This is a genomic window from Aquimarina sp. BL5 (assembly GCF_003443675.1).
In the GTDB taxonomy this organism is placed as follows: Bacteria; Bacteroidota; Bacteroidia; order Flavobacteriales; family Flavobacteriaceae; genus Aquimarina.
Genome location: NZ_CP031963.1, coordinates 992,438 through 1,005,454 on the forward strand (window position 1 = coordinate 992,438; position 13,017 = coordinate 1,005,454).

General features: G+C 32.1%; 13 protein-coding genes. All 13 read right to left on the minus strand.

What is annotated here, in order from left to right; all coding sequences use genetic code 11:
- Positions 1-1,569 carry a sensor histidine kinase KdpD gene (locus D1818_RS04415; RefSeq protein WP_118456589.1) on the minus strand — a complete coding sequence of 523 codons (1,569 nt, stop codon included), beginning with the start codon at positions 1,567-1,569 and terminating at the stop codon, positions 1-3.
- A gap of 84 nt (positions 1,570-1,653) precedes the next feature.
- The gene (gene coaE / locus D1818_RS04420; RefSeq protein ID WP_118456590.1) at positions 1,654-2,232 is read right to left on the minus strand and encodes a dephospho-CoA kinase; all 579 of its coding nucleotides are present in this window, start codon (positions 2,230-2,232) and stop codon (positions 1,654-1,656) included.
- Positions 2,233-2,234: 2 nt separating this feature from the next.
- Positions 2,235-3,194 (minus strand): YbbR-like domain-containing protein, encoded by a 960-nt coding sequence (locus D1818_RS04425; protein WP_158596966.1) that lies wholly within the window; start codon positions 3,192-3,194, stop codon positions 2,235-2,237.
- A 5-nt stretch (positions 3,195-3,199) separates the two neighbouring features.
- Positions 3,200-4,204: a glycosyltransferase family 2 protein gene (locus tag D1818_RS04430; protein WP_118456592.1), complete on the minus strand. Its 1,005-nt coding sequence runs from the start codon at positions 4,202-4,204 to the stop codon at positions 3,200-3,202.
- A 318-nt stretch (positions 4,205-4,522) separates the two neighbouring features.
- Positions 4,523-5,341 carry an enoyl-ACP reductase gene (locus D1818_RS04435; RefSeq protein ID WP_118456593.1) on the minus strand — a complete coding sequence of 273 codons (819 nt, stop codon included), beginning with the start codon at positions 5,339-5,341 and terminating at the stop codon, positions 4,523-4,525.
- Between the two features lie 62 nt (positions 5,342-5,403).
- Positions 5,404-7,065 (minus strand): DNA repair protein RecN, encoded by a 1,662-nt coding sequence (gene recN, locus D1818_RS04440; protein WP_118456594.1) that lies wholly within the window; start codon positions 7,063-7,065, stop codon positions 5,404-5,406.
- A 76-nt stretch (positions 7,066-7,141) separates the two neighbouring features.
- A complete protein-coding gene (locus D1818_RS04445) occupies positions 7,142-8,029 on the minus strand; it encodes a DUF4835 family protein (RefSeq protein ID WP_118463492.1) in 888 nt (295 codons plus the stop codon).
- Positions 8,022-9,236 carry a bifunctional phosphopantothenoylcysteine decarboxylase/phosphopantothenate--cysteine ligase CoaBC gene (gene coaBC / locus D1818_RS04450; RefSeq protein ID WP_118456595.1) on the minus strand — a complete coding sequence of 405 codons (1,215 nt, stop codon included), beginning with the start codon at positions 9,234-9,236 and terminating at the stop codon, positions 8,022-8,024. Before coaBC ends, D1818_RS04445 begins: the two co-directional genes overlap by 8 nt.
- A 12-nt stretch (positions 9,237-9,248) precedes the next feature.
- On the minus strand, positions 9,249-9,581 hold the full coding sequence (locus D1818_RS04455) for a DNA-directed RNA polymerase subunit omega (protein ID WP_118456596.1): 333 nt from the start codon (positions 9,579-9,581) through the stop codon (positions 9,249-9,251).
- A 15-nt stretch (positions 9,582-9,596) separates the two neighbouring features.
- Positions 9,597-10,388 carry an outer membrane protein assembly factor BamD gene (locus D1818_RS04460; RefSeq protein ID WP_118456597.1) on the minus strand — a complete coding sequence of 264 codons (792 nt, stop codon included), beginning with the start codon at positions 10,386-10,388 and terminating at the stop codon, positions 9,597-9,599.
- Between the two features lie 123 nt (positions 10,389-10,511).
- On the minus strand, positions 10,512-11,441 hold the full coding sequence (locus tag D1818_RS04465) for an ion channel (protein ID WP_118456598.1): 930 nt from the start codon (positions 11,439-11,441) through the stop codon (positions 10,512-10,514).
- 9 nt (positions 11,442-11,450) lie between these two features.
- Positions 11,451-12,326 carry a 4-hydroxy-tetrahydrodipicolinate synthase gene (gene dapA / locus D1818_RS04470; protein WP_118456599.1) on the minus strand — a complete coding sequence of 292 codons (876 nt, stop codon included), beginning with the start codon at positions 12,324-12,326 and terminating at the stop codon, positions 11,451-11,453.
- Position 12,327: 1 nt separating this feature from the next.
- Positions 12,328-12,852: a hypothetical protein gene (locus tag D1818_RS04475; RefSeq protein WP_233558586.1), complete on the minus strand. Its 525-nt coding sequence runs from the start codon at positions 12,850-12,852 to the stop codon at positions 12,328-12,330.
- Positions 12,853-13,017 lie beyond the last annotated feature (165 nt).

The following is a 13,017-nucleotide window of genomic DNA, read 5'->3' on the forward strand; positions in this document are numbered from 1 at the left end:
TTAAGATATTAACGGTAATTTAGTAATAAATGTGGAGCCTTTTCCCCGTTCACTCTCCACCCATATTTGACCATGATGGTCGTCTATAATTCTTTTTACGTATGTCAAACCCAGTCCGTGACCTTTAACGTTATGTAAATCTCCGGTATGTTCTCTAAAGAACTTCTCGAAAATCTTTTTCTGGGCTACTTTACTCATTCCAACTCCTTGGTCACGTATCTTTAAAACAATACTATTTTTTACATTTTCTGTATATATATCTATTTTAGGCGCACCTTCTGAGTATTTTATTGCATTGTCTAATACATTAACTATCACATTAGTCATATGACTATCATTAGCCAATATACTAGATTTAAGCGCTCCTAAATGTGTCTTTATATAACCTTCTCTATCTTCTACAATTAGAGAAACATGTGTTATTGCATCTTCTATTATATCATGCAATTCTAAACGTTCCTTCTTTATATTTAATTCATTTTTTTCGAGTTGCGATATCCTCAATACATTTTCTACCTGCGTCAGCATCCTCTTATTCTCTTCACGAATCATGGTCATGTAACGGTTCACTTTTTCTTGATCGTTAGCTATTTTAGGGTTTTTAACAGCATCTAATGCAAGATTAATTGTAGCGATTGGCGTTTTAAGCTCATGAGTCATATTATTAATGAAATCTGTCTTTATTTGCGATATCTGTCTTTGTTGTAACAATTGAGATAAAGCACTTGAATATGCTACTACTATAACCAACGTAAAAATAATTGACAAAATTGCCATTCCTTTTATAGTCGATAATATATATCTATTCTTACCTGTAAAGTTTACATATAACTGATACAGACTCGAACCATCTTCATTATTCACAAAAAGAGGTACAGCAAATGTATTACCATCACTTTCGTTTGCACTAAAATCATCAGAACGTACTCGAGTAGCTAAAGCATTACTATATATAGCATACTCGAAATCAACCTTCATATCCCTCTCAGCCAATTCTTTTTTGAGTAACCTTTCAACCTCTTCTTTTTTTACCCTACGATGTATAGGAATAAAATTTGCCAGTTGATCAATAACAATTTCATAGTCACGTCTATGCAAATCGGTAAGAGCACTCAATCTATCTAGTTTTGATTTTGATCTTTGTTTCGTCTGATTACTCTGCTCCTTATCCTCTACTAATTCTGCATTTCGATTCAGTATATCTTTTAATCTTACAGTATCAATATTAAAGTCTATAAAAGAAGAAAACAGTTTAGAATCTTCTTCTAGAACACCATCTCCAAAAGCAAATGACCCTTTATCAAAACCTATGTCTAAGAGCTGCTGTATTGTTTTATTATCAGGTTCCTTAATACTATCCAAAATCTCCTGTAAGGGATAATACATTTCTTCAAACTCCCTATACTCAATCTTATTAGAAACAGAAATCAATATTTGTTTTGCGTTAAAAGAAAACTGCTCTCTGTTATTCTCTACCGTATTCTGAATCCAATAACCCTGAACAAAAATAATCCCTATTAATGACAAACTCATCAAGAGGATCAGCAATGCGAATAACCTTTTATTCATAGGTCAAAAGTAAGACTTTAACATTTAGCTACTTTAGGGTTTAACCAAATGTTAACAAAATGAAAGATTGGAAAAATAACACAATTAAAGGGTGAGTTTATTATGGATTTTTTTAATTTGAAGCCAAGTTTCCTCTAAATTCGTATTAATAATTACAAAATCTGCTAATGGGGTCTTTTTAGAGTCTTCCCATTGATTCTTCATTCTTGCAAGAACCTGCAATCTTGTCGTATTATCTCTTTTTAAAACTCTTTCTATTCTTATTTCTTTAGGAGCAGTTACGAGAATTGTATAATCACATTGTCTATAACTGTCATTTTCGAATAGTATAGCCGCTTCTTTTATTACATACTCAGACTTTTGCTTACTCTTCCATTTAGTAAAATGGGTAGCCACTGCCGGATGTACTATAGCATTTAGTTTTTCTAGAAGTTCCTTATTATTAAAAACTTTATCTGCAATAAATGAGCGATTTAATTCTTGTTCAGTATATGAATTCACGCCTAACAGATCTATAATATGGTTCTTTACCCCAACGTCTTCATTCATCAATTTTTTAGCTTCATCATCCGCTATATATATAGGCACTCCGAGTTCGGCAAACATCTTCGCAACCGTTGATTTACCGCTTCCTATTCCTCCTGTCAGCCCTATTACTTTCACACTTAATTTAGAATTACGAATTGTACCTGTTTATCTTGTAAGCGCACATCATGAATCGATGTTGGCATATCTATTAATTCCAGAATTAAGAAAGAACTATCCTCTGCCAACTTATTATAGTCTGCTATTACCTTAAAATCTCTTTGATTAATTTCATTATACTTGTCAAGTCCCACTCTATACACTACTTTTACTTCTTTAGGGAAAATCTTAATCTCCCTACCATCAGGAATATTTATTAATGTAATTGGGATTTCCTGACTTCCTTCAGTAAACTTACTGACTAAAATATTTGCTTCTACTTCTTTTGGAACGACTTGAATTCTTGGAGGTAAACTATCGATCTTAATTGATAATATTTTTTTGTAATCTGTATTTACTCCATCGAGTTCAAGATTTTCGGTCGTTACTTGATGTATTGTATCTATGATTCTTTTAGGCCCACTAATCATAATTGAATCCGGAGAAAGAACAACTCCTTCATCACTACCATATCCAGGAGCATATTGGATTTCTTTTGTTAATCGTATTGGAATTTTCTTTTTTAAATTAATATCTAATATCGCCCTTAAGGTATCTTTTTGGACAGAAAGTACCCTGCCTTTAAAATTTAATTTATCTTTTAGTGATTGGTTTGCTTCGCCTAAATAAAAGTAATAGTCATTTACTTTAGCACCCGTCGCATTTGCTATATCAAATTTTAATGAAGGCTTACTCCAAGTATAGTTCATCAACCTAAAACCATTACCATTAAGTGTTAGTTTTAGATCTTGATCACTATTCTCGTCCAAAATTCTATCGTCTGGTAAATTGATATACTGAACATCAAACGCTACTTCTTTCGTATAATTTTTAGAAAACTGTATAAAAAGCCATAGAACAGAGGTGAATGCCAAAAAAAACAGAAACGTTTTGACATTATTTCTTTTTAAAGAAAATCTACTCAATTTAGTTTTAGACATAGGCATTACTTTGAAAAAAACAGTTTTTTAAATTTCTGTTCAGGAACCTTTTTCAATAGATGAATATAATAATAAGATTTTAGGAATCCTTTCCCATATCCATAAAATTGCACCAACACTGCCATAACCGACTTTAAACCTATGGACAAACTACCGTAATATATTGTCGCATTCACAAAAATAACAACAAAATAGAGCAACCATAATGCTAAAAAATACCAATATCCTATAAAAACAGTAATCAAAGAAAATAATGTATACCCCATAAACAGCGTAGGAAACCAATATGTAATTTTTGCTGTCTCAGGATGCCATAAATTAAGAATTGGCCTAACCAATCCAAATTTATTAACCTGTACATAAAATTTATCCCAAGAAATTCTTCGCTTATGAAAAACTTTAGCATTTGGTATCAATGCAGTTTTATAACCAAGTTTCCAAAGCCTTATAGTGAGATCAGGGTCTTCGCCAGGATGAATATTTCCAAAACCATTAGACACCTCAAAAGCTTCTTTGGATATCCCCATATTAAAACTTCGAGGTTGAAATTTACCTAATGTATTCTTTCTTCCTCTAATACCGCCAGTGGTAAGATATGAAGTCATACTAAAGCTTATAGCTTTTTGCAAATCAGAAAAATCCTTGTGCGCATCATCCGGACCTCCAAAACAATGAACAAAGTTTTTTGATAAAAAATCTTCTACCTTATTAAGATAATCAGAAGGTAATAGCACATCACTATCCAGAATCAAAAAGTAGTTCCCTTTTGCCTTACCCATGCCGTAATTACGAGAATCTCCAGGACCTGTATTTAACTTCTGATAATAACTAATATCTAATTTATCATCATATTTTTTAATCACATGTTCCGATGTTTCCGATGAACCATCTTCTATAATCACTATTTCATATGGCTCCTCATAATCCAAGGATATCATACTATCTAACAACTCCTGTATTTCATTGGGTCTATTAAATACCGGAATAATAAAAGAAAAAGAGATATTCATAGAGCAAAGGTAAATAAACGAAAGAATCCTAACATCGTATTATAACAAGGTTTTAGTAACTTATAAATAATAACCGTATTAAACCTATTGTATGTAATAGAAAATCTATTTCATCTGTGAGTTACTGCCAATACTATTACTTCGTTATCTATTTTTTTGATTTCACCGTAGTTATGTTATGATAAAATCAAGAAAAAGCCAGTAGTTATTGCATCTCAAAGCTTCATAACGAAGTACTATCACATACAAAAGATTAAAATTAAAAAGCTCAATTCTGCCAGAGTTGAGCTTTTTATAAAATATATTCCCAGTAAACTACTATTCTTCGTCTACAAACTTTTCCATAACCATCTGACTAACTCCCATATTAGAGAATCCTCCATCATGATATAGATTTTGTAGTGTTACTTTTTTGGTTAAATCCGAAAACAATGTGATTGTATAATCTGCACAATCATCTGCAGAAGCATTACCTAATGGAGACATTTTATCGGCATATTCTATAAATCCATCAAATCCTTTTACTCCTTTCCCTGCAGTTGTAGCTGTGGGAGATTGAGAAATGGTATTAACTCTCACTTTCTTATCACGACCAAAGAAATACCCAAAACTACGTGCTATCGATTCTAGATATGCTTTGTTATCTGCCATATCATTGTAATCAGGAAATACTCGCTGAGCAGCCATATAGGTAAGAGCAACAATACTTCCCCATTCATTCATTGCTTCCTTCTTATACAATGTTTGCATTGTTTTATGAAATGATAATGCAGATACATCCCATCCTTTTTCACTCCAATCATAATTTAAGTCCGTGTAGTGACGACCTTTTCTAACATTAACAGACATCCCAATAGAATGTAGTACAAAATCAAGTTTTCCGCCTAATATCTCCACTGATTTTTCAACAAGATTTTCCAGATCTTCTAAAGAGGTAGCATCCGCTGGTATTATCTGAGAATTGGTTTTTTCTGCTAACTCCTTAATAGTTCCCATTCGCATGGCAACGGGAGCATTCGTAAGTACAAAAGTACCTCCCTCTTCAAAAACACGTTCTGCTGTTTTCCAGGCTATCGAATTTTCATCAAGCGCACCGAAAATTATACCTCTTTTACCTTTTAATAAATTATATGACATTTAATAGTAAATTATAAATGATTTTATGAATGGTAAAGATAATAAAACGACCTAAACCAATTTTACTTTTGATAATGTAATAATGATTTTGCGTGAGTCAAAGCAGAATCAGAAATATTCTTACCTCCTATCATTTCTGCAATTTCTCGAATTCTATCTTCATTATTTAATAACTTCAATCTAGTAACAGTAGTATTATTTATGTCTTCCTTAAAAACCTTATACTGACTCTGCCCATTAGCAGCTATCTGCGGTAAATGCGTGATACTGAAAACCTGTAAATTTTTACTCATCGCCATCATCAAATCTGCCATCTTATGTGCTATCTCTCCAGAAACTCCTGTATCTATTTCATCAAAAATAATAGTTGGTAATTGCGTATACCTAGAGAGTATTGCCTTTATACCGATCATAATTCTAGAAAGCTCTCCACCAGAAGCAACTTTCTTTAATTCTCCAAAAGCCCCCCCTTTATTTGCCGAGAACAAAAATTCCAACACTTCTTTCCCATTAGAAAGATACTTTTCTTGTAACGTTAATGAGGTTTTAAAACTGGCATTAACCATGCCTAGTGATTTTAGAATATCTTCTAATTCCGACACTAATTTTGGTAATGCTTTCGTCCTTTTCTTATGAATTTTGATAGCAACTTCATCTAATTGAGCTTTTGTTGTTTCTATCTCTCGTCTTACATTTTCAATATCTCCTGACAGAGACTCTGTTTTTGAAACTTTTCCCTGAAGCTCTTCTTTAATTTTTATAAGTTCCTCTACCGATGAGACCGTATGTTTAGTCTGAAGATTATGTATCATCTGTAACCGTTGACCAACTTCTTCTAATTGTTCAGGATCTGCTTCTAATCGCTCTAACTCATTCTGTAATGAATCATTAATATCTTCTATCTCGATGTATACACTCTGAATTCTATCGGACAGTTCTTTTAATGTTCCAGAATATGGAGCTACTTTAGAAATATTAGTTTTTATGGTATTCAAAAGATCACCAGCTCCAACCTCTTCTGAAGAAATTAAAGAAACAGAACCAGATAATCGTTCCTGTATTTCTTCAATATTAATGAGTGTTTCATAACGCTCTTCCAGCTCAGATAATTCTCCAGGTTTGAGCTTTGCCTCTTCCAACTCATTTAACAAAAAGGAATTATAATCATGCTCTTTAGTCAATTCTTGTTGACTATCTAACAACACTTTTTCTTCTTTTTCTTTTTGTTTTAACAGCGACAAACCTCGTTTATAAGATTGTATTTCTCTATTAGATTCTGACAGTGCATCTAATACATCGAATTGAAAATCATTGGTCGTTACTTCTAATGTTTGATGCTGACTATGAATATCAATTAAACGAAGACCTAATCTATTTAAAGAATGTAGCGTAACAGGTGTATCATTAATAAATGCTCTAGATTTTCCAGAAGGTAAAATTTCTCTTCTAATGATGGTTTCTACCTCGTAGTCTAAATCCTCTTCTTCGAAAAGTGATTCTAGATCATATTTTTTTATATCAAAAACTCCCTCAATACTACATTTTACGGAATTATCTTTTACACTACTAAGATCAGCTCTTTTACCAAGTAAAAGACCCAAAGCACCTAATAGCAAAGATTTACCTGCTCCTGTTTCTCCGGTAATTGTAATCAAACCAGTATCAAAAGAAACTTGTAATTGTTCAATTAAGGCGAAGTTTTTTATCGAAAGACTTCTAAGCAAAAGATGATGATATTTTGTTATTATTAAAGGAAGTAAATATACTATAGTTTTTAAAAAGATTACACAAAAGAAAATCTTAAAACTTTATCTCTGACCAGTTACTTGTATAGGTTGGAGCTATTCTTCCGAGTATTGCCATCGTCTCGGCAATATTAAGTGAAGGACCTCCTGAAAGAATTCCAGACACCTCATCAGCTTTAGCATCAAAAAACACTCTCATTATATAAGAATTAGGCCTGGTTCTATGCATACCCTCTAATGTTTTCATTGATTCTAGAATAGACTCTTTTCCTTTTTTTAGATCGTTATTCATAATATCAAGACCTTCTCTGTGATATGTGTACAACGCTGATCTATATCCATCAAAAGTACCTGATAATAAATCATCATTAAGCCTAAATCGCGTTTGTGCACCGTCTTGCCCATTCCATCCTAAGGTATTACTTCCCTGGGCATTATTCACTATATTTTTAGCCTCTTGATAATAATCAGTTCCTGAATTCAATTCATAAGTATCTGCATCCACTCCTAAAATAGTATACAAATAAAAAGCAACTACAGAAATAAGATTAGATTCATAATTGTTAGGATTATAATTCAAAGGCTGAAACTCCAGATAATTAAAATTAAACTGCTTATCGTTAATATTTAAAATCGTTGTCTTATAACTTGAGCCATATACAGGTCGTGATGCTTGCACTTGTATGGTAGCAGAGAAATTATCGTTGGTATTACTTAGAATATTAATAAAAAAACTACAATCTATTCTTTCTTCTGTTCGGTACTCTAATTCAGTCCACTTGGTATTATTAACAAACTCTGTTACAGATCTTTCTAACGTTTTAAAAACTTGCAAATTAGGATTTCCTGTTTGCTCAGCATTAACTACTACAGTAGCATTAAATTCTTGGGCACTAAGTCCAATACCACATAAAATTGTAATAAAAAGAATAAGTTTATGCATTGCGTAGTTCATTAATTTCATTAAAAATATCTAGTGCAACCTCTGTCTTGGTTTTTAGTTCAAACGCTTTAATTTCTAATTTATGATTAATCAGAGTTACTTTATTAGTTTGTCCTTTAAATCCTGCTCCTTTATCATTAAGCGAATTAAGAACAATGAGATCCAAATTTTTCTTTTCTAGTTTGTTTTTTGCGTTTTCTTCTTCATTTTCTGTTTCCAGGGCAAATCCAACTAAAAATTGATCTTTTTTCACAGACCCCATCCATTTAAGAATATCCGTGGTACGCTCTAATTCTATAGAAAAACTAGTATCTGATTTTTTTATTTTCTGATTCGATATAACTTTTGGTCTATAATCAGCAACTGCAGCTGATGCAATTGCAATATCGCAATCATCAAATTCTTTTGCGACAGCTTCGTACATAGATGCTGCACTGACAACAGGTACAACTGTAATAAAATCGTGTGTTACTTTTAATGAAGATGGTCCTAAAACCAATGTTACTTGTGCTCCCAAATTAGCTGCAGATGTAGCCAACTCTATTCCCATTCTTCCACTAGAATGATTTCCAATAAATCTTACAGGATCAATGGCTTCATATGTAGGACCTGCAGTTATCAATACCCTCTGCCCTTTTAAAGGAAGTTTTCCTAGAATATCTTTTTCTATAAAACTAACAATAGTAGAAGGTTCGGCCATTCTTCCTTGTCCCACTAATCCACTTGCCAGTTCGCCAGATTCTGCAGGGATCATTATATTTCCGAACGCTAGAAGTTTACTAAAGGTTTCGTGAGTAGATGGATGTTTATACATATCCAAATCCATTGCAGGTGCAAAATAAACTGGACATTTAGCCGATAAATACGTTGCCAACAATAAATTATCACTATTTCCTGTTGACATTTTGGATAATGTATTGGCTGTAGCTGGAGCTATTACCATTAAGTCTGCCCAAAGTCCGAGTTCTACATGATTATTCCATTCTGCATTCTCATCTTCTTCATCATAAAAAGAAGAATAAACAGGATTCTTGGATAAAGTAGAAAGCGTAAGTGGAGTTACAAAATCTTTTGCCTTAGGAGTCATTACTACCTTTACTTCTGCGCCATTTTTAATAAAAAGACGCACCAAGGCAGCTGTTTTATACGCAGCAATACCAGCGGTAACACCTATTAAAATCTTTTTACCGCCTAATATCGATGACATGCTTATAGATACTTATAGAGATTCTGAATCTGTCTTAGTATTTCTGTAATATATCTTACCATCTAACCACTCTTGAGCAGCTAAAGAATGAGGCTTAGGTAATCTTTCATAGAACTTAGAAACTTCGATTTGTTCTTTGTTTTCAAAGATCTCTTCAAGACTATCATTATATGTTGCGAATTCATCTAATTTCTCTAAAAGCTCTTTTTTAATATCTGTATTAATTTGATTAGCTCTCTTAGATATTACAGAAATAGCCTCATAAATATTATCTGTAGGTTGATCTACTAAATTCTTATCAATAGTAGTAGTATTTACTGGGGCATTACTTTTTTTCAAATCCATCTTCTCCTATATTTTCTATTTATATTTTTCTAATCTTGTTTTTATATCTTCTGATATTTCTTCAGCATTGGCAGTAAACTCACCTTCTTTAAAATATTTCTTATAATTATTGTAAAAATCATTAGCTACTTCTAATCTTTCTTTTACAAAAACCTCATAACTACCAATAGCCAATAAGTACTGTGATTCTAGCTTGTAATATAATGCTTTTTCTCTAAAAGCAGATCCAGGATAATCAATTAAGTAATTATCGAAAGCATTAATCGCTACTTTATAATTTTCTCTATGATGATATTGCTTTGCAATCTCGAAAGCCTTCTTCTCTTTTTTATTTCTTAGTTCCGCTACTAGTTTATTCGCCTCATCAAGGTTTTCACTTTCTGGAAACGTATTGATATAGGTTTGGAGTTTCTCTAAAGCTTCATCTGTTTCTTTTTGATCTAAACTATATCTAGGTGATAAATAATAATAGCTCTTCGCTCCTTTATATGAAGCTTCTTCTCTTTTCTCACTATTAGGATAAGATTTAGCAAATCTTTCAAACTGATATCCAGCTAGATAATAATCTTCTAAATTATAATATGTATCAGAATAATAATACATTACTCTTTCCGCTTGAGGCTTACCTCTAAACTGAGGAACTATTTGTTCAAAAAGACGTAATGCCTTTTTATACTTCCCTTCTTTATATAATTCCTCTGCTAACTTATATTTAGGGCCAACTTCTTCCTCTTTTAGCACTCTTTGGTATTCACTACAAGAACCAAGGGTTAACACAAAAATCAGCAAAAACAATAATCTCTTCATATCTTAAAAAAACATCTGGCAAAAATAGATATTTCTACCGTATTACAAAAACTTTAATTCATCTATTAAATAACTAAATAAATGGCTGCTTGTTGCAAAATAAAAAAGAAAAAAGAATCAAGCTTAACTATCTGATTTATAATTTTTTGTTTTACCAATTTTATCATGATCTAAAATAGTGAATCCATCTTCATCATAATGAAATGCCGGAACAAATGCCTCATCCAATTTTAAATTACTTAATATATATGAATGTACCTGATGGAGTTCTTGTGCAAAAGACTCGTCATAATAGGTCACCAATATTAAGATTTCTCCATGTAACCTAGATAAATCTTCTCTACGAAACTCATTTAGAGGGCTGGATTCATTAATTGGGTGAACCACTGTCCAAGTGGTTGGTAAATATGTAATTTCGTTTCTTTCTAATTTTAGATTATAAAAATTATTGATATACTTTTTGTCTTTAGACTTCTGAGATAACGCTAACGTCATTTCCACTTTGGGACGAATCATCACATTCGTACTTCTACTCATTAATCTAAACATAATACAATCCACTCCTTTATGTTCTCTAACCACCATAATATCACTAAACCTAATACTCGATTTAGGCTTAGAAAACCTTCCATACAGTAAACCGGTAATAAAGGAAAAACTTAATAATCCAATTAAAGCTTCAAAAGAAGAAATCACACCAAAAATAACTCCCGTCGGTGCCATAGCACCATATCCTACAGTAGTTACCGTCTGAGCTGAAAAGAAGAATGCCTTTAGGAAATCTCTAAATAAGCTTCCTGTAGGTTCTGCAATCGCAGAGATTCCTATCAGGGTATATATTATTGCAAAAAAGGAATTTATCAATACATATCCTAATAGAACCCAACCAAAAAACTGTGTCCAGGTAATACTAATTAAATAGTTATAACTTCTGGAAATAGAAGTACGTCTATTAACATGTTTAATATTAAAAGAACCATCTGAATTAATAAACCGTTTAGCTTGTTCATCAGAAGATAAACCAATTCCAGGGTCTTTAATTCTTTTAGCCATAAAAGCCTATTAGTTATTATTTACGAATTCTTCTATCTTGTAAGCCAAATTCTTAGAAACTGAAATTAAAGGTAATCGTAAATAATCTTCACAAATTCCTTTTACCTTTAAAATATTCTTGATTCCGGCTGGATTACCTTCTTCAAAAGCGTAATCCAAAATTGGCAGCATTTTATAAAGTATTTCAAATGCTTTTTTTGTTTCTCCAGAAAGTCCTAAACGGATCATTTCAGAAAATTCTTTTGGAAAACCTTGACCGACAACACTAATCACTCCATCTCCTCCAGCTGCGACAGCGGGCAATGCCAAAGCATCATCTCCAGAAATAACGAGAAAGTCTTTTGGTCGATCTTTAAGAATCTTAAGCACCTGAGTAAAATCTCCTGTTGCTTCTTTGATTCCTACAATCTTATCCAATTGTGCAAGTCTAAGTGTAGTTTCGGCAGTCATATTAGTACCGGTTCTTGATGGAACATTATATAACAAAATCGGTAATGAAGCTTGATCATTAATCGTCTTGTAATGCTGATAAATACCTTCCTGACTTGGTCTATTATACATAGGAACTACCGATAATACAGCATCAAAATCAGACAAATCTGTATCCTTCATCTCCTGAAGAATAGCTGCAGTATTATTGCCACCAATACCTATCATAAGTGGCAACCTTTTATTATTTATTTTTACAATATGTGCTACTAAACTCTTTTTTTCTTCTTTTGTTAGTGTTACGGACTCTGCGGTAGTCCCCAAAACTACCAGATACTCTACTCCACCATCAATACAAAATTCAACTAACGATCCAACTCCTGCAAAATCAATTGATCCATCACTATTAAAAGGCGTTGCCAAAGCTACGCCAGTTCCTTTCAGAAAAGCACTCATATTATATTATCTGTAAAATTTTTAAATATTTTTTTAATTCGGAAATAAAAAGATTTATATTTTGGTTAGCAGCACCTATCACTAAATCATTAATGCGATTATCAATTTCTGCAAAGCCAACTTTGAACTTGGCTTTTGACGCTGCAGCCACATAATCCAGTTCTAACTTACTTTCTGAATAGAAGCTAATCAAAACATCATAATCATTATTTATAAAGTCATTTAGCGAATTACTTTTAACAGATCCATTTACACCAAAACTCTTATCATTATAATATGCTGCATCCTTATCATCAGAAATTTCTTTCTGATCTTCTTTATATCCCATTACTTTTAGTCGTTCTGATTTAACTCCTAATTCATTAGCCAGTTTAACTACTGATAGCACATTCACAGATTGCGAAGCATCTATTAGAACTGCCAAACTTTTTATACCAGAAACCTCTTTTGCAAGAGACTTTCTTTTTTTTATATGAGATTCAATGCTTTTTTTTAGCGCATTTTTTTTAAGACCCTTTAAAATCATTTATAAATAAAGATTAAGACACAAATGTAGCTATTTTACATTTTAAAAGTATGTTGTAAATACTAAGAAAAACAGAAAAACAAGAAAGTATTTAACTTTTAGTTATTTAATTAACAATACAAGCGCAATCTGTTTTATTATGCGATTAGCATATAACTTATATCC

Bases quoted from the DNA above. Each gene is read 5' to 3' on its own strand.
- D1818_RS04475 (WP_233558586.1), bottom strand. From the start codon at position 12,852: ATGATTTTAAAGGGTCTTAAAAAAAATGCGCTAAAAAAAAGCATTGAA.
- D1818_RS04435 (WP_118456593.1), bottom strand. From the start codon at position 5,341: ATGTCATATAATTTATTAAAAGGTAAAAGAGGTATAATTTTCGGTGCG.
- D1818_RS04430 (WP_118456592.1), bottom strand. From the start codon at position 4,204: ATGAATATCTCTTTTTCTTTTATTATTCCGGTATTTAATAGACCCAAT.
- D1818_RS04455 (WP_118456596.1), bottom strand. From the start codon at position 9,581: ATGGATTTGAAAAAAAGTAATGCCCCAGTAAATACTACTACTATTGAT.
- coaBC (WP_118456595.1), bottom strand. From the start codon at position 9,236: ATGTCATCGATATTAGGCGGTAAAAAGATTTTAATAGGTGTTACCGCT.
- D1818_RS04460 (WP_118456597.1), bottom strand. From the start codon at position 10,388: ATGAAGAGATTATTGTTTTTGCTGATTTTTGTGTTAACCCTTGGTTCT.
- dapA (WP_118456599.1), bottom strand. From the start codon at position 12,326: ATGAGTGCTTTTCTGAAAGGAACTGGCGTAGCTTTGGCAACGCCTTTT.
- D1818_RS04445 (WP_118463492.1), bottom strand. From the start codon at position 8,029: ATGCATAAACTTATTCTTTTTATTACAATTTTATGTGGTATTGGACTT.
- D1818_RS04465 (WP_118456598.1), bottom strand. From the start codon at position 11,441: ATGGCTAAAAGAATTAAAGACCCTGGAATTGGTTTATCTTCTGATGAA.
- D1818_RS04425 (WP_158596966.1), bottom strand. From the start codon at position 3,194: ATGTCTAAAACTAAATTGAGTAGATTTTCTTTAAAAAGAAATAATGTC.
- D1818_RS04415 (WP_118456589.1), bottom strand. From the start codon at position 1,569: ATGAATAAAAGGTTATTCGCATTGCTGATCCTCTTGATGAGTTTGTCA.